At 29.8% G+C, this 21707-nt stretch carries 22 protein-coding genes; 9 read left to right on the top strand and 13 right to left on the bottom strand.

Annotated elements, in window-relative coordinates; genetic code table 11:
* Positions 1–57: 57 nt before the first annotated feature.
* The 3 genes from uvsE to ACZ5N4_RS12415 form a co-directional block, all read right to left on the bottom strand.
* On the bottom strand, positions 58–1017 hold the full coding sequence (gene uvsE, locus ACZ5N4_RS12425; protein WP_464210357.1) for a UV DNA damage repair endonuclease UvsE: 960 nt from the start codon (positions 1015–1017) through the stop codon (positions 58–60).
* A gap of 64 nt (positions 1018–1081) precedes the next feature.
* Entirely contained in the window at positions 1082–1555 is a 474-nt protein-coding gene (locus tag ACZ5N4_RS12420; RefSeq protein ID WP_464210356.1) for a metallophosphoesterase family protein, read from the bottom strand.
* Positions 1556–1639: 84 nt separating this feature from the next.
* The gene (locus tag ACZ5N4_RS12415; protein WP_464210355.1) at positions 1640–3934 is read right to left on the bottom strand and encodes an ATP-dependent Clp protease ATP-binding subunit; all 2295 of its coding nucleotides are present in this window, start codon (positions 3932–3934) and stop codon (positions 1640–1642) included.
* Positions 3935–4151: 217 nt separating this feature from the next.
* Between ACZ5N4_RS12415 and ACZ5N4_RS12410 the strand changes: the two genes are divergently transcribed.
* On the top strand, positions 4152–4610 hold the full coding sequence (locus ACZ5N4_RS12410; RefSeq protein ID WP_464210353.1) for a DUF441 domain-containing protein: 459 nt from the start codon (positions 4152–4154) through the stop codon (positions 4608–4610).
* Positions 4611–4773: 163 nt separating this feature from the next.
* Here the strand turns inward: ACZ5N4_RS12410 and ACZ5N4_RS12405 are convergent, their stop codons facing one another.
* Both ACZ5N4_RS12405 and ACZ5N4_RS12400 read right to left on the bottom strand, forming a co-directional pair.
* The gene (locus ACZ5N4_RS12405; protein WP_178908663.1) at positions 4774–4944 is read right to left on the bottom strand and encodes a zinc-ribbon domain-containing protein; all 171 of its coding nucleotides are present in this window, start codon (positions 4942–4944) and stop codon (positions 4774–4776) included.
* A 396-nt stretch (positions 4945–5340) separates the two neighbouring features.
* Positions 5341–6786 (bottom strand): DEAD/DEAH box helicase, encoded by a 1446-nt coding sequence (locus ACZ5N4_RS12400; RefSeq protein WP_464210351.1) that lies wholly within the window; start codon positions 6784–6786, stop codon positions 5341–5343.
* A 191-nt stretch (positions 6787–6977) separates the two neighbouring features.
* Between ACZ5N4_RS12400 and ACZ5N4_RS12395 the strand changes: the two genes are divergently transcribed.
* The 4 genes from ACZ5N4_RS12395 (at position 6978) to ACZ5N4_RS12380 (ending at position 12545) form a co-directional block, all read left to right on the top strand.
* Positions 6978–9644 carry a CHASE4 domain-containing protein gene (locus ACZ5N4_RS12395; RefSeq protein WP_464210350.1) on the top strand — a complete coding sequence of 889 codons (2667 nt, stop codon included), beginning with the start codon at positions 6978–6980 and terminating at the stop codon, positions 9642–9644.
* A gap of 14 nt (positions 9645–9658) precedes the next feature.
* Positions 9659–10024, top strand: a complete 366-nt coding sequence (locus ACZ5N4_RS12390; RefSeq protein ID WP_464210348.1) for a hypothetical protein — start codon at positions 9659–9661, stop codon at positions 10022–10024.
* Positions 10025–10046: 22 nt separating this feature from the next.
* The gene (locus tag ACZ5N4_RS12385) at positions 10047–10442 is read left to right on the top strand and encodes a response regulator (RefSeq protein WP_464210346.1); all 396 of its coding nucleotides are present in this window, start codon (positions 10047–10049) and stop codon (positions 10440–10442) included.
* Positions 10443–10625: 183 nt separating this feature from the next.
* Positions 10626–12545 carry an ABC-F family ATP-binding cassette domain-containing protein gene (locus ACZ5N4_RS12380; protein ID WP_464210344.1) on the top strand — a complete coding sequence of 640 codons (1920 nt, stop codon included), beginning with the start codon at positions 10626–10628 and terminating at the stop codon, positions 12543–12545.
* A 21-nt stretch (positions 12546–12566) separates the two neighbouring features.
* On the opposite strand, the gene ACZ5N4_RS12375 is transcribed toward ACZ5N4_RS12380, so the two are convergent.
* The 8 genes from ACZ5N4_RS12375 to ACZ5N4_RS12340 form a co-directional block, all read right to left on the bottom strand.
* Positions 12567–12719 (bottom strand): hypothetical protein, encoded by a 153-nt coding sequence (locus ACZ5N4_RS12375; RefSeq protein ID WP_464210342.1) that lies wholly within the window; start codon positions 12717–12719, stop codon positions 12567–12569.
* Positions 12720–12888: 169 nt separating this feature from the next.
* A complete protein-coding gene (locus ACZ5N4_RS12370; RefSeq protein WP_464210340.1) occupies positions 12889–14112 on the bottom strand; it encodes an MFS transporter in 1224 nt (407 codons plus the stop codon).
* Positions 14113–14530: 418 nt separating this feature from the next.
* Positions 14531–15532: a hypothetical protein gene (locus ACZ5N4_RS12365; protein ID WP_464210338.1), complete on the bottom strand. Its 1002-nt coding sequence runs from the start codon at positions 15530–15532 to the stop codon at positions 14531–14533.
* A 214-nt stretch (positions 15533–15746) separates the two neighbouring features.
* Positions 15747–16652, bottom strand: a complete 906-nt coding sequence (locus tag ACZ5N4_RS12360) for a hypothetical protein (RefSeq protein ID WP_464210336.1) — start codon at positions 16650–16652, stop codon at positions 15747–15749.
* 70 nt (positions 16653–16722) lie between these two features.
* On the bottom strand, positions 16723–17109 hold the full coding sequence (locus ACZ5N4_RS12355; RefSeq protein WP_464210334.1) for a hypothetical protein: 387 nt from the start codon (positions 17107–17109) through the stop codon (positions 16723–16725).
* A gap of 18 nt (positions 17110–17127) precedes the next feature.
* A complete protein-coding gene (locus ACZ5N4_RS12350; RefSeq protein WP_464210332.1) occupies positions 17128–17493 on the bottom strand; it encodes a hypothetical protein in 366 nt (121 codons plus the stop codon).
* A gap of 327 nt (positions 17494–17820) precedes the next feature.
* Positions 17821–18048 (bottom strand): hypothetical protein, encoded by a 228-nt coding sequence (locus ACZ5N4_RS12345; protein WP_464210330.1) that lies wholly within the window; start codon positions 18046–18048, stop codon positions 17821–17823.
* 132 nt (positions 18049–18180) lie between these two features.
* A complete protein-coding gene (locus ACZ5N4_RS12340; protein WP_464210329.1) occupies positions 18181–18393 on the bottom strand; it encodes a helix-turn-helix transcriptional regulator in 213 nt (70 codons plus the stop codon).
* A 384-nt stretch (positions 18394–18777) separates the two neighbouring features.
* On the opposite strand from ACZ5N4_RS12340, the gene ACZ5N4_RS12335 reads away from it, so the two are divergent.
* From ACZ5N4_RS12335 to ACZ5N4_RS12320, 4 genes are all read left to right on the top strand, one after another.
* On the top strand, positions 18778–19206 hold the full coding sequence (locus tag ACZ5N4_RS12335; protein ID WP_464210327.1) for an OsmC family protein: 429 nt from the start codon (positions 18778–18780) through the stop codon (positions 19204–19206).
* Positions 19207–19265: 59 nt separating this feature from the next.
* Positions 19266–19523, top strand: a complete 258-nt coding sequence (locus ACZ5N4_RS12330) for a hypothetical protein (RefSeq protein WP_464210325.1) — start codon at positions 19266–19268, stop codon at positions 19521–19523.
* 620 nt (positions 19524–20143) lie between these two features.
* On the top strand, positions 20144–20590 hold the full coding sequence (locus tag ACZ5N4_RS12325; RefSeq protein WP_464210323.1) for a GNAT family N-acetyltransferase: 447 nt from the start codon (positions 20144–20146) through the stop codon (positions 20588–20590).
* Positions 20591–21213: 623 nt separating this feature from the next.
* Positions 21214–21618, top strand: a complete 405-nt coding sequence (locus ACZ5N4_RS12320) for a hypothetical protein (RefSeq protein ID WP_464210321.1) — start codon at positions 21214–21216, stop codon at positions 21616–21618.
* Positions 21619–21707 lie beyond the last annotated feature (89 nt).

Genomic DNA, 21707 nt, shown 5'->3' with positions numbered 1-21707 from the left:
ATATCACAAAATAACATTTCTTTCTATTGATAATTTACAAATTAATTGTTTTTTTAGCTAAATTTCTATTGTAGTTGCATCTATCCACTTCCAATTAGTTTTAATACTCTTAATATCCTCTATTAATTTTAATAATGCCAAATCCTTCTGTTTTGCTTCTAGCATAATATCAAAATCTCTTTCAAAACACTTACTTAGTTCCACAAACTCAATAAAATCCTGTGTGTTTATATAATCTGAATGTTTCCTGTCAAATTCACCTTCTCTTGGACTTGAAAAGTGGATTTTAGGAGGAAGTATTTCTTTATTCCAAGTACTGAATATATCTTTAAGCAAATCTCCTATCGACTCGCCATCATTATTACACTTATGATGATGAACATCTAAAACCATAGGAACTTCTAGTTCCTTACATATCTTTAATACTTCTTTAGTGGTAAAAGTTTTATCATCATTTTCTAATATTAATCTGCTGCTTATTTCTTTTGGATAATTGTTAAAATTATTAATAAATCTTTTTATAGACTGCTCTTTGCCACCTTGGCTGCTTCCTATATGTAATACCATTTTTCCTTCAGAATAATTTAAATCCTCAAAAAGATTTACATGAAACCAAAGGTTTCTTTTAGTTACTTCTACAACTTCATCTTTTATACTGTTGATTACATTAAATTGATCTGGATGTGTATCTACTCTCATATTATGTTCTTTTATAAACTTACCAATTCGCTCAAAATCTCTGCTAAAAATTTTTCTATAATTCCAGTTATCAACTTCAGGATGAGTAGCTAAAGGTACAAGCTGTGAAGTTATTCTGTAAAAATGTATTCCTTTTTCAACATTGTATTGAAGTATGGTATATAAATCATTCAAGTTTGACAAGGTTACCTGCTTTAGCTTATTTAGTTTTTTTTCATCACTACTTTGCTTTTCATAGTTTGTGTAAGTTACTGTACTTGAGGCTGTAACCTTAGGAAGATTTAAAGCTATTGATACATATCCTAAACGAATTTTCATCAGTAACACCCTTCTCCTCGTAATAATCCTATACTAGTTTGTGTAGTGATAAACTATTAATACCTTATCTATTTGACGCTAGCTCTATTAAATTTGCATTTACTTTCTTTTTATCAATATTTAATATGCCCATACTTATAGGCAGGTTAAACCTTCTAGGTCCAGCACTTCCTGGATTTAAAAATAGTATGTTATTATGTTTTATATTTAATGGTTTGTGTGAATGTCCGCTTATTACAACATTAAAGCTTGCAGCTTCTAAATCTATATCAATATCACTAATATTGTGAATCACATATATAAGTGCTTCTCCTAGACTTATTACTTCTGTCTTGTTAAGCTTATATGCCCATTCTCCCTTATCACAATTGCCTCTGACAGGCACTACTGGTGCTATTTCCTTTAACTTTTGGAGTATTGCAGGATCACCTACATCTCCGGCATGTATAATCACGTCAACTCCTTTGAGCATTTCTAAAGTCTCATGCCTTAATAATCCGTGTGTATCAGAAATCACACCTATTCTATACTTACTCATAATAACATCTCCTAAACTTATTATTAATTGGATACCTGTTTAAGATAAAATCCCCGGGATTTACCCGGGGACAGAAAGTATGCATTAATTTACTCTTAAAACTATTTTGTCATCTTCTAAGTCAACTTTAATATGAGATCCTTCTTTAAATTTCTTTTGAAGATATTGTTCCGCAATTTCATCTTCAATATATTTTTGAATAGATCTTCTAAGCGGTCTTGCCCCATACCTTTCATCATATCCAACTTTTAATATATACTCCTTTACGGCATCAGATATGTCTAAGAAAATATTTTTTTCTTTAACTTCATCAATAACTTCTTGTAACATTAAGTCAATGATTTTGTACAGTTCTTCTTTTGAAAGAGGTGTAAACACTATTGTTTCATCAACTCTATTTAAGAATTCTGGTCTAAAGAATTCTTTAAGTGCTTCCTTTACTTGATTTTCTAGAATATTATAGCCTTCCTTTGCGAAGCCAATTCCATTAGATTTAAAGTTAGTTCCTGCGTTTGAGGTCATAATTATTACAGAGTTATCAAAATGGACAGTCCTTCCTTGACTATCTGTTAGCCTTCCATCCTCAAGAATTTGCAGCAGCATATTAAATACATCTGGATGAGCTTTTTCAATTTCATCTAAAAGAATAACGGAATAAGGCTTCCTTCTAACCTTCTCTGTTAACTGACCACCTTGGTCATATCCAACATATCCTGGAGGAGCACCAATTAGCTTAGATGCTGTATGTTTCTCCATATACTCTGACATATCAAGGCGAATAAGAGCCTCTTCACTTCCGAAAAGTTCGCAGGATAGAGCTCTTGCAAGCTCAGTTTTACCTACACCAGTAGGCCCGACGAAAATAAAGGAAGATGGTTTTTTCTTTTTTCTAAATCCTAAGCGATTTCTTCTTATTGATCTTGATAAACTTATAATCGCTGGGTGCTGTCCTATTACTCTTTTATGAAGTCTCTCTTCAAGGTTTAATAGCTTTTCTGCTTCTTCTTCAGTAATACTTTGCACAGGGATTTTAGTCCAAGCCTCTATTACAAATGCAACATCCTCTACAGTTAAATTTACAAAAGCACATTCTTTTTCTATAGACTTTATCTTTTCTTGCACTCTGCATTCCTCTGTCTTAAACTGTGCCGCTTTCTCATAGTCATTATTGTCTGCAGAATCTTTCATTTTGTTTTGAATTTCATTTAGTTCTTCTTTTAAAGCATGCAGTTCCACAAGTCCTTGATTTTTTAAATTAGCCCTTGAACTTGCTTCATCAATTACATCTATAGCCTTATCTGGCAAAAATCTATCATTTATATATCTTTCAGATAAATTTGCTGCTGCTTCAATTACCTCATCACATATTTTTACTTTATGGTAATCTTCGTAATACCCTCTAATACCTTTTAAAATTTCTATTGTTTCCTCTACTGTAGGTTCTTCTACTAGTATAGGCTGAAATCTTCGCTCTAGGGCAGAATCTTTTTCTATATGCTTTCTATACTCTTCTAAAGTGGTTGCGCCAATTACTTGAATTTCTCCTCTTGCAAGTGCGGGTTTTAGTATATTAGCAGCATTCATTGCTCCACCCTGAGCTTCACCAGCACCAATTATATTATGAATTTCATCTATTACCAAGATAATGTTTCCACTATCTTTAGCCTCTTCTATGATGGACTTCATGCGTCCTTCAAATTGTCCTCTAAACTGAGTTCCAGCTACAACTGCTGTTAAATCAAGTAAATATACCTCAGCATTAAACAACTTTGTTGGTACCTGTTTTTCTGCTATTCTAACTGCCAACCCTTCGGCAATTGCTGTTTTCCCTACACCTGGTTCGCCTATTAATATAGGGTTGTTTTTAGTTCTTCTATTTAGTATCTGTATAACTCTATCTATTTCTCTGTGTCTTCCAACAACCTTATCAACTTCCTTATTTTTTGCCTTGTCTGTTAAATTTGTTCCATAGGTATCAAGGTGCTTTCTTTTCTTCCTATTAAAGAAACTGCTTTTTGTTTTAACATTTGATGATTCATCTCTATGAGAAGACTTTTCTTTCTTTTCTCCAGTAGCTTCTTTGTTATCCATATCTACATCCATATCCGTAGGCGAAGTTGAATTGTTAAACAAATTTAAAAATGGATTACTTCCCATGTCTTCTATATTTATATCTTGAAGCATGCTATTCATTTGCTCTGATAGATTTTCAATATCGTCCTTTGATATACCACTTTGTTTCATCAATTGATCAACAATTGGAATACCCATTTTTTTAGCACACTCTAAACATACACCTATCATTTCGGACTTACCATTCTCCATTTTTGCTGTATATATAGTTGCTATATTTTTATTACAAATAGAACACATTTGCATGTTATCATCTCCATATTTCAATAGTAAAATTAGATTATTGTAATTACAGTATATCATATATTAATTTTTATTATAACAGTTTATCTGTAAAACTTTTACATGTTATTTTTCCCATCATCTATTGACTTATCTTTTTATCTTTCACTAATTTTTGTTAACAAATTTATAAACTTAGAATAATATAATAAGCATAAGCAACATTTTGAAGGTGTAACTGATGTTTTATAAAGTTGTGATATTTTTTCTAATTATCATCTCTTTTGTTACTAAAAACAAAAACCTCTCCATTGCAGCATTCGTTATATTTGTAGTATCACTTATCAATAACCAAAAATCCATATATTTCATCGAAAAATACTTTCTAGACATAGGGATGATATTTTTGATGATGTGGATGCTTGTTCCATTAATTAAAATTGAAAATTCACTTACTCCAAACATAAAAAGTCTGCTAAATCTTAATGGGATTGTATCATTTATTGTAGGAGCAGCTGTTGTCATGCTGGCAGCTCAAGGAGTTAGCTTCTTAAAAGGCAGTGTTGATGTTTTAACAGGAGTAATATTAGGCTCTATTCTAGGTGTAGCACTCTTAGGTGGAGTGCCTGTTGGCCCACTCATTGCCTCCGGTATTGCCTATGAAATTGTACGGCTAATTAACGCAATATTTAAAAATTAATAACATTATATAAAAATGTTTTTAATACTACAATAACTTTTTTAAAATTTCTTAAATATTTAACAAAATCCAATAATTGTTTACCAAATTACTATTAACTGGACACATAATATAAAAAACCCTATAAGGTTTAAACCTTATAGGGTTAATACATTCAAATGTATTATCTTCTGAATCCTCTATTGCTGTTGTTTTGTTGCTTTCTAGCTCTTCTACAATCAGCACATCTTTGTGGTTCATTTTCGAATCCTTTCTCTTTATAGAAAGCTTGCTCGCCCTCTGTAAATACGAATTCTTTTCCACAATCTTTGCATACTAATGTCTTATCTGCCATTTCAACATTCCTCCTTTTAATTATAAGATTTAAAAATTGATAACAATAAATTCCTGAAAAGAGGAAATGTTGTTCACCATATTAAATCTTTTTCTGTGCTTAGATTTAATCTAATCACTAGCACGCATTCATAGTACCATATTATCAAATAATGCGCAATAGTTAAATGAAAATTTTTTTTGATTTAGAAAATTTTGTTATACTTTTTTTATTTATTTTAATTCAAATATATAATTCATTGATATTATTCCCAATCTATGTGAATTTATCCGATGAATATCCGCTCTAATACTACCACCTTTTTCAAGATAGGTGTCATAAAGAGCGGCTACGTCCCTGGATTCGTTCAACTAAACTTCAGATGAGTCTAAGATCCCACCTGAAGTAAGTTTCACTTTATTTTGCCGCTTTTTGCACTCTAACATTTTTACCTTTTATAGTAGTTTGTTGAAGTGCATCAAGCACTAATTTACCTTTCCCATCCAATATATCAATGTAAGAGAAATTATCTTGAATATCTATTATACCGATATTTTCAGCTGTAACTCCATTTATACTAGTAATTGCGCCAACAATATCCCCTGCTCTTATTTTTTTCTTTTTTCCGGCATTTATGTACAACTTCATGATTTCTTTGTTTAGCTTATCACTCTTGTCAACTTTTAACGGTTTCTTATTTTTAGCATTTTTATTAAAGATATTTTTTCCTTCCTCTACAGCTTCTTCAGAAGGTACTTCCCCTTTATCTATATTTAAATCAATGTAATCCTCAATATCTCTTAAAAATCTATATTCAGTTGGAGTTACAAAAGTTATTGCACTGCCTTGCTTTCCAGCACGGGCCGTTCTTCCTATTCTATGAACATAGCTTTCTTTTTCCATCGGTATATCATAATTTATAATGTGTGTTATATTTTCTACATCAATTCCTCTTGCTGCAACATCTGTAGCTACTAAAAAGCTAAACTCGCCTCTTTTAAATTTTTGGATTGTATCTATTCTATCCTTTTGAAGCATTCCTCCATGTAACTTATTACAAGAATAGTTTCTGCTTTGCATCCTTTGTACTAAACTGTCCACGTTGTCTTTTGTACTGCAGAAAATAATACAACTATCTGGCCTTTCTGTATATATCAATTTATTGAGAAGATTGAACTTTTTGTTATTTTCAACTTCATAGTATACCTGATGTATTTTTTCTGCGGTAAGACTTTCAGGATTTATCTCTATATTAATTGGGTTAATCATGTAATTATGACATAACCTTTCAATTTCTTCTGGCATCGTTGCAGAAAATAGCATAGTTATTCTATCTCTAGGTAAAGCATTTATAACTGTTTCTACTTGCTCAATAAATCCCATGTTTAACATTTCATCAGCTTCATCTATTATTAGATACTTTACATCACTTAAATCAATATTTTTTCTTTCGATATGATCTAAAGTTCTTCCCGGTGTTCCTACAATAACATGAATCCTTTGTTTTAATTGCCTTGTTTGTTCACTAATTGGCTGTTTACCAAAAACAGCCACACTCCTTATCCTTTTAAATCTTCCTATATTATTTATATCTTCTTTTACTTGTATGGCAAGCTCCCTTGTAGGTGTAAGGACTAATACTTGCACTCTTTTCTGTTCTATCTCTATCTTTTCGCAAATAGGAATTGCAAAAGCTCCTGTTTTTCCACTTCCTGTCTGAGATTTAACTATTATGTCCTTATCTTGAAGCGCTAGCGGTATCACTTGTGCTTGCACTTCTGATGGACATTTATATCCAAGCATTTCTAAAGATTTTAATATTTCTTCACTTATATTTAAGGATTTAAAATTTAATTCAATCATTTCTCTACCTCACGTCATATATTATTGCTACTTAATTAGGATTAACAAAAATAAGTGTACCATACAAAATCAAAATAGTCTCTTTTTATATTAATTTTATCCAAATACACCAGTATATTTACATAAAAAAATATGATAAATTATAATCAAAAGAATTATTAATTTACAATGTATTTCACAAGGAGAAAAAAATGAGCTTGCGTAAAAAAACTATTTATATTATATCTTTTACATTTTTATGTTTGATTTTATTATTATACGTTATTTCCACTAATATTATAGGAAGAGGTTTTTCTCATCTTGAAAATGAATATATACAAAACAATGTTTATGAGGCTATGAGTGTACTTAAAGACGATGTTGTCGCCCTCAATACTTCTGTAAGTGATTGGTCAAATTGGGATGACACCTATGAGTTTATTGAGAACAACAATTATAAGTATATTCGTTCTAACTTAGGAGATTCTACCTTTACTCAATTAGACATTAATTCAATTATATTTATAAATTCTTCTGGTAATATCGTTTTTAGCAAGGGATATGACTTAGAAAACAAAAAACCCTTTGACATTCCAGATGATTTTAAAAAAATTGTTTTATCTGATAACTTTTTTAATCGTCTTAATAGCGATCATAATGTAAATGGAATAATTATGACTTCTCAGGGGCCCTCACTTGTTGCCGCCAAGCCTATACTACATAGTGATGGTTCAGGAACCAGCAGAGGATTTGTTGTTATGAGCAAATATCTAAATTATGATGAAATAAAAAGAATATCACATACTACTGGCTTATCTCTTGACATAAAAAAAATATATAATAATTCTTTATCTAAAGACTTTTCCTATGCTTATTACAACTTAAAAAACGGACAAGAAGTCTTTATTAAAGCTTTAGATGAGAATAAAATTTCAGGTTATTCAATAATTAAAGATATTAATAATAGTCCAATTTTACTTTTAAAAGTTACTACTCCTAGACCAATATATAATCAAGGTGTTTCAAGTATTAATTTTTTTACATTTTCTCTATTTGTTATAGCTATGATATTGTGTTTAATCATTCTCATATTTTTAGAGAAATCTGTGCTTTCACCGCTAAAATCCTTTAGTGATATCGCAAAAAAAATTTCAAAAAGTAAGGATTTGTCTATTAGATTTCCAAGTAACAGGCAAGATGAACTAGGTTATTTAATGAATATATCAAATGCTATGTTGGAAGCACTAGAATTATTTCAGTGTAAGTTACAAAAAAGTGAGCATAAGTATAGACATCTCTTTGAAAGCCTAGTTGACGGATTTGTTTATTGTAAAGTGGTTTATAATGAAAAAGAGCCTGTTGATTATATATTTATGGAAGTTAATTCTGCCTTTGAAGAAATAATTGGTATAGGAAAAGAAAATATTATTGGCAAAAAAGCTAAAGATATAGGATTTAAATTCGAAAATTCTATAGTTAGCTGGAAAGAGTTGTTAAGCCGTACTGTAATTAATGGTGAAAAAATTAAGTTTGAGTTAAATTCACCAATAAATAATAAGTGTTATCTTGTATCTGCATATTGTCCTGAAGAAAACTATTGCATAGCGTTATTTAAAGATATAACTGAGTTAAAGGAAGTTGAAAATCAATTAATACTGGCAAAAGATTCTGCTGAAAGCGCAAATGCAGCAAAAATCATTTTTCTTGCTAATATGTCTCACGAAATAAGAACCCCTATGAATGCTGTAATTGGTATGACAGAATTACTTACAAAGTCACAACTAAATGATAAGCAAAAAGAAATAGTTTCTTCAATAGACGATGCCGGCAGATTGTTGTTAAATATAATAAATGATATATTAGATTATTCAAAAATTGATGCTGGTAAAATGACTTTAAACCACTTTGAGTTTGATTTAGATTCTGTTATAAAAAGTGTTGCTGATATTATGACTGTTAAGGCCCATGAAAAAAAACTTTCATTAATTACACTTATCTCTCCTGAAATGCCAACAATTATAGGTGATGGAGATAAACTTCGTCAAGTTCTATTGAACTTAGTAGGCAACGCTATAAAATTTACAAGTAGCGGAGAAGTTATTATTAAAGCTTTTTTAAATAAAATAACTGAAAACCATGCTGTAGTTGATTTTGAAGTTAGCGATACAGGTATTGGAATTGAGCCAGATAAAATAGAAAAATTATTTAAACCTTTCGTTCAAGCTGATGGTTCTACAACAAGAAAATTTGGAGGTACTGGCCTTGGCTTATCCATATCAAAAGGAATTGTTGACCTTATGAAAGGTAACATAATGTTAGAGAGCACACCGGGTAAAGGTACTACTTTTAAGTTCGATATAACCTTCGAATATTTAAATATAACTGAAAACAAATATCCATCAGAAGGACTGAAGAATATTAAGATAACAAAACCTTCTAAGCTTAAACAAATGAATAATTTAGCCGTTAATGATAATAGCTATGTAAAAGAATCTTTAGATAAAGTTTTACTTGTCGAGGATAATCCCATAAATCAAAAACTTGCCTTTATGCAGTTAAAGAAACTTGGAATTAATTTCGACATTGCTTCCAATGGCAAGGAAGCACTAGATAGAGTATCTAAGCAAAAATATTCATTAATGCTTATGGATTGCCAAATGCCTGAGTTAGATGGCTTTGATGCTACAAAAGCTATCAGAAAGCTTGAACCAACTTTAGGATATCACCCTATAATAGTTGCAATGACTGCAAATGCCATGGAAGGTGATCGGGAAAAGTGTTTATCTTCTGGTATGGATGATTATATCTCTAAACCAGTAAGGATTCAAAATCTCTGTGACATATTCAATAAATGGAAAATAAAATATAGTAAACTATAGGAGGAACAGCACACATGGAAACTGTATCTTGTAGATATGATATTGAAGGATTAGCTAAGGATATGGAAGTAGATTTAACTACAATATCCACTTTGTACTCAGAATACTTTTTAGAAATGAAGGAAAATATATACAAAAGTGAAATTCTATGTGCTAAAGAAGATTATACTAGTCTCGAAAGAATACTTCATAGTATTAAAGGAACCTCAATTAGCCTTAATATAAAAGATATATACTATACTTCTTTAAATTTAGATAACCAATTAAAAAACAATAAATATGAACAAGCTACTTATGGAATAAAAACTATTAATGAATTATTTAATGAAGCAGAAAAAGATATAAAAGAATTTTTCCATCAAAATGGTATTGAACTTTAGAATTAAATTGGAGGATTCGGACATGCTTAACGATAAGAAAATATTGATTGTTGAAGACTCACGTACTATAAGACTTCAAATTAAAATCATGCTTGAGCATGAAGGCGCAACTGTAGTGGAAGCAGGCAGCGAATGGGGTATGCTTAGCAAAATAGAGGAATTTGGAATATCTGTTGATTTAATTATTATGGATTTAGTTTTACATAGTGAAGATGGATTAAAACTAATTGAAAATCTTAAAATGAATCCTAAATATAATAATATTCCCATAATTATTCTCACAGAAAAAGTTGAACTTGATAGCATTCTAGAAGCAAAAAAATTATCAATAAAATGCTATTTAAAAAAGCCTGTTAAGAAACTAGAACTTATAGATAGAATTAACTCTGCTTTAAATGTATCAGATATAGAAGCTTAACCTATTGAAGGTGCTATTTCAATAGATTGAAAAAGGGGTAGACTTTACCCCTTTTTATTATTTATGCTTTTTATAATGATTTGATTGAAAAAAATTCTTTTAAGCAATATACTTTTATATATGTTGTTTAAATAATTATATTGTATTTGATTTTAATATAGCTGAGGAAGGATACGTGATTTAATGAATTTAATGTCTTTAGAAAATATATATAAAAGCTATGGAGAGAAAGTGCTTTTAAATAACATATCTATTGCAATAAATGAAGGTGAAAAAATAGGTATTATAGGTATAAATGGTACTGGAAAATCTACGCTTCTTAGAATTATTGCTGGCAACGAAGTCTATGAAAAAGGAAATATAATTTCTTCAAATAACTTAAAGATTAGTTATTTACCTCAGCAGAGCTTTTTTGACGAAAATGCTACTGTTATTGAGCAAATTTTTAAAGATGATACTCCTGTAATGAGACTTTTAAGAGAATACGAAGGTACAGTTAAAGCCTTAGAACAAGATGAAAAGAATGAAGATCTTCAAAGAAAGCTTTTAAATCTAACTTCGCAAATGGATGCATTTAATGCCTGGCAGTTAGAAAGTGACGCTAAAACAATACTTACTAAGCTTGGAATATATGATTTCAGTGCTAAAATATCTACTTTGTCAGGAGGACAGAAAAAGCGAATAGCCTTAGCTGCTGCTTTAATTACACCTTCAGATCTGTTGATTTTAGATGAACCTACTAACCACATTGATAACGACACCGTTGCATGGCTTGAGAAGTATTTAAATAATAGAAAATCCTCTCTTCTTATGATAACTCATGATAGATATTTTTTAGATAGAGTAACAAATAAAATATGGGAACTTCATAGCGGAAACATATATAGCTATACTGGCAACTATAGTACATTTTTAGAAAAGAAATTAGAAAGAGAAGAGCTTGAAAAAGCTGTTGAATCTAAACGTCAAAATACTTTAAGAAGAGAACTTGAGTGGATTAAGCGAGGTGCTAAAGCTAGAACTACTAAACAAAAAGCTAGAATACAAAGATTCGAAGAGCTTCAAAACAGTAAAATCGATATAGTAGAAGACAGAATAGAAATCTCCGCTTCTAGTACAAGACTTGGTAAAAAGGTACTGGAAGTTGACCATATAAGTAAAAGCTTTGGAGAACGTACATTGATAAAAGATTTTAGTTATATTTTTTCCCGAGGTGACAGAGTTGGTATAATAGGCCCTAACGGCATGGGAAAATCTACTTTGCTTAATATATGTATAGGAAAAATCCCACCGGATAGCGGTGAAGTTATAGTTGGAGAAACAGTTAAAATAGGATATTTTTCTCAAGAAGGTATAGAAGTTGATGGAAATTTAAGAGCAATTGAATATGTAAAAGAAGGTGGCGAGTTCATAAAAAATTCTGAAGGTGAACTCATAAGTGCATCTAAAATGCTTGAAAATTTTCTATTTGATTCTTATATGCAGTGGACTCCTATATCCAAGCTTTCTGGTGGAGAAAAAAGAAGACTTCAATTGCTTAGAACCCTCATGGAAGCACCTAATGTACTTATACTAGACGAACCAACCAACGACCTAGACATTCAGACTTTAACCATACTGGAAGACTATTTAGAAGAATTTGAAGGTACTGTAATTGTAGTATCACACGATAGATATTTCTTGGATAAAGTATCAGAAAAATTATTGGTTTTTGATGGCAATGGCAATATCGATCATTACGTTTGTAATTACTCTGAGTATATGGAAAAGTATAAAACTGAAGCTGCCTATGAAAAAGAAGATAAGGCCACAAAGGAAGATAAAGATCTAAATAAAGAAGAAAGAAAAAAGAACAAACCATTAAAGTTCACTTATAAAGAGCAAAAAGAGTTTGAAGAAATAGATGAAATAATATCAAACTTAGAAAATGAAATTGCAAATATCGATAATAAAATAAATTCTGCTGGAAGCGACTATGCCGCTCTTCAAAAACTATTATCTGAAAAGGAAGAGCTATCTGAGAAACTTGATTATTCAATTGAAAGATGGACCTATTTAAATGAATTAGCTGAAAAAATTGAGTCACAAAAAATAGATAAATAAAAAAACCCTTTATGGGTTTTTTTATTTATCAAAGAGACCACCGTGCTTATTACTTTTAACGGCCTTTCTACTTCCACCAATATTTTTTTCTGGTCTTAAAGTTCCTTGCTGAGAACTTTTATTCTTTTTTGCTTCAATTATTTTTTTCATCATTTCAATATTTTTATCTGACATTGTTCTGCTCCTTTAGTAACTTTGAGTTTTACTGATGTATTTTTTATATCAAGCTATATTATATAACATTTTCACCTTCTAGTTTATACTTTTATTATACTAATTTTAAATTCTTTTAAACTAATGGTTTCTATCATAGGAAATTAACTTTCAGCTTTTTTCTTATAAGTTAAAACTGCTTAGCTTTGGCATCAAATGTCTTAAAGGATTTATAAAAGTACAATGTGGCTGCAACATACATAACAGCAGTTATAAAGTATGGTATCTCATATCCGTTAGCGAAATATTTCATTATAAATCCCGCTATAACAGCACTTAATGCTCTGCTCAAATTACTAGATATATTATTTATACTTGCAAAGACAGATCTTTGATGTTCTTGTACTAATTCCATGGCCATATTATTTACTATTGGCCCGGACATATTCATTAAAGCATTCCTAGCAAATAATGCAAGGGATACAACTATTAATGATGGAGGTATTGCTATAAGCATTAAAAATGGAACAGAAACTATTTGACATACTATTATAGTCTTAACCTTTCCATGTTTTTGTGCAATTATAGGGGTTATAAGCCCCCCTATTCCCATCGCTACCTCAGCTAAGGACATAATTATTCCTATTTGATTTGTACTTGCATTTACCTTGTACTTTAAATAAACATTAAAATATGGTACTACAAGGCCTGCACCAAAACCTATTATAAAGTTATATATAATAAATTTCAGTGGACCTTTCTCCTTTACAAGACTTACAGCATTCTTATAAAAATTACTTTCTGCTTTCTGAGCTACTATTTTCTTATCTTTAATCATTGCTGCAAATATACATGCTACCAAGCCCATCAAAGCAGATAAAACTATTGAATATTTTAGAGAAACTATAGATCCCATAACCATATTCAGCTTTTCAGAAACATGTCCAGAAATAAAATATCCTACCATAGTTGCAAAAACGTTGTCCGCAAAAGAATAACTAAAAAGTTTCAACCTGTTATTCGGAGTTCCGTTTTCCATAAAAAAAGGCCCCTCTGCAACCATCAAAAAGGCCATTGCACATCCCTGTATAACAGCAAATATTATCATTATCCAACTATTTTCAAAATATCCTTGAAGCATTGATGTTACAGGAACTAAAAACACTCCAAGAAGTATCGCCTTTTTCTTTCCCCATCGATTAACAATTACAGCACCTGGAATTGAAAAGGCCGCTGTAGCTAATATTCTTGAACTTAATATTAAACCTAGAAAGCTTTCTCCTAAATTTAGCTCTTTTATGTATATTCCTTGAAGCATACTGAAAGCTCCCAAGGATATATAATAAAATGCTATAGTATAAAAATATAGTACTGCATTTTTTGAAATTCTTTGTTGATCCTTCTTTCCCCTCATAACTTCACCCTAATTATTATTTTATATAAGCTAATGTATCTCCATAATTAACTTACTACATTATATATAATACATCCTTTTCTATACATTTTTCAAATAATTCTAAAAAAGCATAGAGCTCGCTGCTCTATGCTTTTAAAATTATCTCTGTCCTTTTTCGTATGGTACACCATCTGACAAATTTACACCAATGAATATTTATGAATAAGGTATTGATGATTTATTTATAACTCTATTAAATTACTTTTAATATCCTTATTTACACCACTGTTTAATCTCCGTTATTCTTTTATCTATTTTCTTCTTTTCAGCTTCAGTAGTAGCTTTTCATCTTAATCCCCGCAAACAATCTACTGCATCCTTTGCATTACTTGTTAACTTTGTTTGTTTAGTTTTTGCCATAATAATATTTCCCCTCTTATTTAATTGGTGCTGGAAGTTTAGATATAAACTTAGCCCAGCCTCCTTCATATTTTATTAAATTAAGTGAATGATATCTTTTTAAGTTTAATAAATCTTCCAATGTGTATGGATCTAATTCCTCCTTTAATTCCTTAAAGTTATCTTTATCACAACCAGATATAAGCATATAGCTGGAATTTGCTGCTTTTAACTCATTTCTTATGAGAGATATCTGTCCTAAATAGTGACAGGATATTATAGGTTTACAACTAAACTTAGCTATCTGGCTTAATTTGCTTCTTAAAAAGTCTTGGCAACTAGGAACTTGATATAATTCATCAAATACTATATTTACCTTTACTCTATCATTCGCTTTTGGTATATTCCATTTTCTAACCTGTAAAGCTTCCCAAATTTTTGTTAACCAGTATGTGCAATATACATCTTTCTCCTGCTCAGTGCTAAACATTACTTCTGGCATACGAATACATATAAGTTGCGATTTTTGCATCTCCTCTGATAAATCAATGTTGCTAGAACAATCTTTCTTTAACATTAACTCCATATAGGCGTTTTGCTTTAGTTTGCTTACCCTATTTAATATTCCTTGTACATTACTTATTCTGGTGCCTATTAGTTGTGCCGGAGTGTCTTTTGTAGGTTTGCTCCATTCATCTAACTCTTCCAGTGCTAATACATATTCTTTTAAGTTTTCTAATTGACTCTCAGGAATTAACTTAATATAGTTATGTCTTGTAATATGATTTTGTAAAACATCAAATATATCTTTAATTGGTCCATTATTTATAAATACCACTAGTGCAGCTGCTTCTAAATATCTTTCCATTCTTGCTTTTAATTCGCTATTATCACTATTGACAGAATTTATAAGCGTTGTAAGTTGACTTGACTGAGTTTTAGCGCACCTATATATATCAAATGGATTGCTGCTCTTAGGCGTAATTTCGTTATATCCTAATCCTTGAAGTGTTTCAAAATCAGAACAGTCTACATTCATAACTTTATCACTAGATATTGCATTAGAAACATCATCAGAAAGGTCACAGTTTCCGCAAAAATCAAAAAGTATAGTACACTCTTTATTGTTAATGGAATCTTTAGTTAGATTAGAAATTAGAGTTGTCTTTCCTGCTCTTGTAGGACCAATTAGGCATAAGATAAGATTTTTAAATTCCTTATCATTTGAAAGATATGATTTTTGTTCCTGTCCTTTACATGTATGTTACTTCACCAATGCACATAGTACCACTTTGTAGTTCCTCTGGCACTGGACTTTCTAACACATCTACTTTCTCTATATTTTCATGTTGTAAAAGCAGGCTCCTGCCTGGAAGCTGAATAAAATTTGTTACTTCCTCTGTACTTACTTTGTTAACTTCTGCTCCTTTTACTTTATATTCTGTGTAATAGACCTTAGATTTTATTGGCTTGTAATTAAATGAGTTATCTTCAGCAATTGTTTTGAAGCTCTCAGCTACAGCTATAGCATTATTTTTTCTTCTTATTTTATCTGGACTATCACTCAAAACTATAATCTGTGAATTTAGTATATTCCTATCACCTTTTCTTAGAGTTGCATCATGCAGCTTATCAAATGCATTTATGCCTACCTTTGAAACAGCTATTTCATCTAGGAGACTAGGACCTTCTCCACCTATGAATTCACTTAATCTTTTATATACTGCTATTAGTGAGTTTACTACCTTATCAATAGCCAATTTAGTAAAGTATACTGCTGAGTATCTTTCTTTGTTGAATTGTTTGCCAACCTTAATATCTTCAATAATATTAATATGTTTGTTCTTCCACGATAACTGATCTGCAGGAACAAAATTATAATAAATCCCTACCCTATCACTATCCTTATCCATTATATCTAACACGTTTAAAATTGAATTTAACGGTTCGTTACACTTACGATCTACTTTTAGGCTTAGTGCATCAGATTTTCTATAAGAAAGCTGATATTTTAACGCATTATCTGAAAATATCTTTATGCTTTCAATTTTTTCAATCGTAGCCTTTGGCCATGTACTGCTACATTTTTCCCTTATAAGATCTTCGTATTCCTGAGGAGTTATTATATAAAAGTTAACCTCTGTTTTTGATATATCCATGAAAAGGATGTTTTGCTTGGAATAGATTCTTTAATCCTTAAAAGATTTTTAATATCTATCATAGCTGCACCTACCTTTTACTAACTGAATTAAAAACTTGAATTGCAACATAGCTCATAAATGATATTTTGGCTATCTTAGCACCTTTTTTAATGCCTATAATATACAAAATTGTTCCGGCCATTGTTATTATAAGACAAACTTCAAAGCTATTATTTACAGCAAGATTCCAAGATCCTTTTAAGACTTCTATAGGATGAGTAGTATAATATATAAACTTATCACAATAGTAAACTATTGAGTGCAGACTATCGCCTATACTTTTTAGTATCTCTGGGACAGAGTTTGCAGTGTCTTTAAATTCTGAAACTCCTTTTTTAAGTCCTTCAAAGTCAGTATACTGTCCAAATTGATTTCTCTCCCCTTCTGCAGCTAAAAACAGTAACTTTGATAACACTAATAATCACCGCCTTTTTTATATTTTAGATAACAAGGACTGCAGTAACACAAATGCCTTAGGTACAGCATAACTACCTATATATACTAAAACTGCAGTTATAATAAGCTTCTTTCCAGCATCATCTTTTTTTAGTAGCGTTACATATAACCCAAACAATGATATAAATATACCCAGGTAGAATAACCCCTCTTGTGCTATGCGGATTACCTGCGAAAATTCATTATTACCTCCTGCAGCCAAAACCTTTTCGCAATAAATAGATACTCCTATAACTGTAATAATAGCAGTTCTTTTCTTAGGATCTAATAATAACCTATCTAATATTGTCCTTTTAGATTCCTCAAGTCCTTTCCAACTAAATTCATAAGTATTTTTGAACATAATTACCCTCCTGAATAAAATTGTTTAAATTGCTGATAATAATATTTGAGGTGATATATAATGACATTTATTATAGTAGGACTATCTATGGTACTAACAAGTGAAATAATAAATATAGCTCTTACTCTATCTGGTCATTAATTGTAAATAAATTATTAATAATGTTCAAAACAAACTCTAAATAGTCATCTTTTTTTAAATGTTTGCATAAGCTGGAAGTGTAGTGAAACGAGCGAAAGCAAGTGAAACACATTTTCAGCGTTGTGGGTAAGTCTATGCATTTTGCATGGGCTTATTTTTGTATATTTCTTATCCAATCCCTCCTTATTAAAACTTAATTTCTTTAAACACCTCTAACATATTATCTAAACATTCCTTTAATTCTTCCGATAGTTCTCCATCTTCCTTTAAGTTAATCTCTATTTTACTTTTCCTATAGCTGCAGATTAAAAATACTATAAACATAGAAAAGTTTTCTCCAAAAAGTTCTTTTGATACTTCAAGCCCATATTCTAGCACCTTACTTGGAAATGAAACCGCCTTTACTACTGCCATACGCCCTCCTTAAGATTAAACTTTAATTTTAATTGCTTATGTTATATAGTATGGTGTAATATTGATAAAAATGCCTGTCCTACTTTAACTTTTTATAAAAATTTTCTAAAAAATTAAATAAAAAAATAGCACCTATTCAAGATGCCATATTTCTTCTACCTGCTTATTTAATTTTTTAGCTACCTTTAAAGCTATTAATAATGGTGGGGTAGATTCTTCATTTTCCCATTTTATATATGTTTGCACTGAAATCTCTATCATTCTAGCAAATTCACTTTTGCTATCTATCATATATTCTTTAAGCCTAATCGCTTTTAAATTACACTTATAGCTAGTTTCCCCCATATACATCACCTTCTTAACTTTAGTTTATGTATATATTCTATGTTATGTTTATAATTTCCTTTTCTTATCCAAACTTATTAGTAAGAGGAAGGTGTTTATATGAAATTAGAATTAATAAAACTAGTGTATTACGGCTTTGGAAGTGCAATTATATTATTTATTTATATACATAACAGTATTAGCAGCATTCTTTATAAAGCATTCAAGAAGCGTACAAGAAAAAGATTTTTAACAAAGAGTCTGTATATTAATGGATGCAGGCTCTTTTATTATAATGAAATTCCTTTATTTGTATTGGTAAAAACTATATAATTATATTAATACATAAAGTTAAATTCGTAAGAAATTACGAACTATAAGATGAAACGATCAGGAGGTTTTATTATGAGTAACAAATTAACAGTAACAGCAGATTTGATAAATGACAAGGTAAAATTCTCAGGGGTATCTCGTGATAATAATGAGGTATTTATAGATGCTGTACAACCTTTAGGTGAGGGAGATGGATATACTCCACTTGAGTTATTTCTTATGAGTTTAGCAACCTGCAGTGGAATGACGTTGGCTTTATTACTAAGAAAGATGAATAAGAATGTATCTGAATTAAGCGTAATTGCATCAGGTGAAAGAAGAGAAACATTACCGAAATATTTTAAAAGTATACAATTAAGATTTGAACTTGCATCGAATGATGTACAGCCAGATGATATTGAAAATGCTATAAAAAATATGGAAGAATATTCATGTCCTGTTTGGAACATGGTGAAAAATAATGTTGATATAAGCAATGAATATAAGATAAAATATCTATAAAAATAAAATGTATATTATACACATTATTCTTATTAATATGAGTAAAAAGGAGAAAATGTATGGAGTATGGAATATCATTAATATTTTTATTTATAGGCTTTATATTCGGAAAGTTAGTGCTGAATCAATCAGCTAAAAATTATGATAGAGATTTACTTATACTTACAGGCATTTTTCTTGTTATTGGCTCAAAAACAGTAGTATTTGCAACTGTTGATTTTAAGGCTACGCTATCAAGTACAGTGCCATCTTTTCTTTTAGGAGTTATATTAAGAAGATATGTAAAGAATCGCTTGTATAAAAGATATAACAATTAGTTTTACAACATAATGTTTACATTTTAAAACTAATAAGTCCTACACTCTTGATTAAAAGAATGTAGGACTGTTTATTGCTATAATAAAATTCTAATGTAGAATAGAGGATATTTGTAGTTTATACAGTTATAGGATAATTATTATAGAATTTATATAAAATCGTTATATTTATTGGTCTTTTTACTACGTGAGCTTTATATCCACTGTAATAGATTGTATAATTGCTATAATAAAAGCTTAGTGAAGGGAGTTTTAAGAATTGAATTGCGAGAATTGTGAATTCAAAAGATGCTTAATGCGTACAGATAAAGAATTTGAGACCTGTCCTGTTGAAGAAGCTAAGAGAAAGTTTGAAAGTAAAACAGAAAAGCAAGAATAACGAGGGTTTTTAATGGGTTGATGGGTAAAAACTATATAATTATATTAATATATAAAGTCATATTCGTAAATTATAACGTAACAAAAGTGAAAGAAACATAATAGAAATAATAGTTATAAATATTCTTTCTATTGTGTTTACTTAAATTTATAATTATAATTTTCTTGTGAATTAAATGAACTGTAAAATTATAGAGAAGAATTAATAGGCATAATCAATATCATATATTGGAGGTTTTATATTGAAAAATATATCTTTAAAATCTATTGATAAGAACAATTGGGAAGATGCTATTCAATTATCAATTAATGACGAACAAAAGTCATTTATAGTTTCCAATCTTTATTCAATTGCAGAAGTTCAGTTTCTAGATAACTTCTATGCAAAAGGAATATATCTTGATGACGAGATGATAGGGTTTACTATGTTTGGAATAGACTGTGATTACAATAATTATTGGATTTATAGACTTATGATTGATAAAGATTTTCAAGGAAAAGGAATAGGTATACATGCAATAAAATTAATTATTGAGGAAATAAGGCACATGAATGACACAAATATTCCACTTATCATGATTGGTTATCATCCTAGGAATCTAGCTGCTAAGTTTGCATATAAAAAGGCAGGGTTTATTGATGCTGAACTATCATCTTGGGGTGAGCAATTAGCAAAGTCTATTCTATAAACTGTTGTAAGGTAACAAAATTAAATTTTCTCTAGTTACCTGAACTACTTAAATTTAGTTCAGATTCTTCTTATATCGTGGAACTAACAAGTCCTACACTCTTAATTAAAAGAATGTAGGACTATTTATTGCTATAATAAAATTCCAATGTGGATAGAGAATATTTATGTATCTATAGTTTATATAAGAATAGATCTATTTTTAACTGTGACTTGTATTTTCATCGTAGGAGTGTTTTGTGGAATAATATTTTAGAAGAAAGGGAAAAGCTCTAAAAGGTTAGTTGTTTACTTTTCATAAAATCATTAATTTTTATTATTTTAATCATTTAGTAATTAATTATTGTATTAATCCTTTTAGCCAATTCTTTTTTCTATATTCATTCTATAACTTATATGTAGAGTAGTGTATTTTCTGTTTAATAAGTCATTTGTCATTATTTTATATAAAACCCATATAAAACCATACATTGCTTTATTTAAGCATAAATTCAAATTAAATAGTATTTACATGCGATTAACTACTTTTTCAAGTAAATACATTATTTGTATTATTGTCATTTAAATACTATAATAAAATAGTTATAAAATTTGAATATCATATATGAAATGGGGGTATTTTGTATGAAATCTAAGAAAGTAATTTCAAGTTTATTGGCTCTTTCTATTTTAGCTGGTCCTATACTATTTAAAACAAGCGTGCAGGCAGCACCTGCAAAGGACAGCGTTCAAAACAGTATTACTACAGAATCCGTTGACTTTAGAAACTTCTCAACTTCTGCACAGGCAAGTGGATATAATGTTTTGGCAAAAATAAATTCTCTCGACAATTCTAGTCATAATTACACTGTTACAGTAGATTTTCGTAATAGTAATGGTAGAATTATAAGTACAAAATTTGCTGCTCAATCTGGTACAACATTTAATAAATTTATTGACCCAGGTGTATCTAATTATTCTTGGAAATCAGCTCTAGTATTTTTTTATGTTGATGGAACCTTGATAAGTTCTACAACTGTAAATAAATAATAAAAAAATTTATCATATGGTAATATCTTTATAATCCTGTATCCTAAAAAGATACAGGCTCTTATACTATAATAAAATTTCTTTATTTA

Source organism: Clostridium nitrophenolicum (assembly GCF_055391695.1).
Note: the sequence above shows the minus strand (reverse complement) of the source record. Positions and strands in the feature narration are given on the sequence as shown.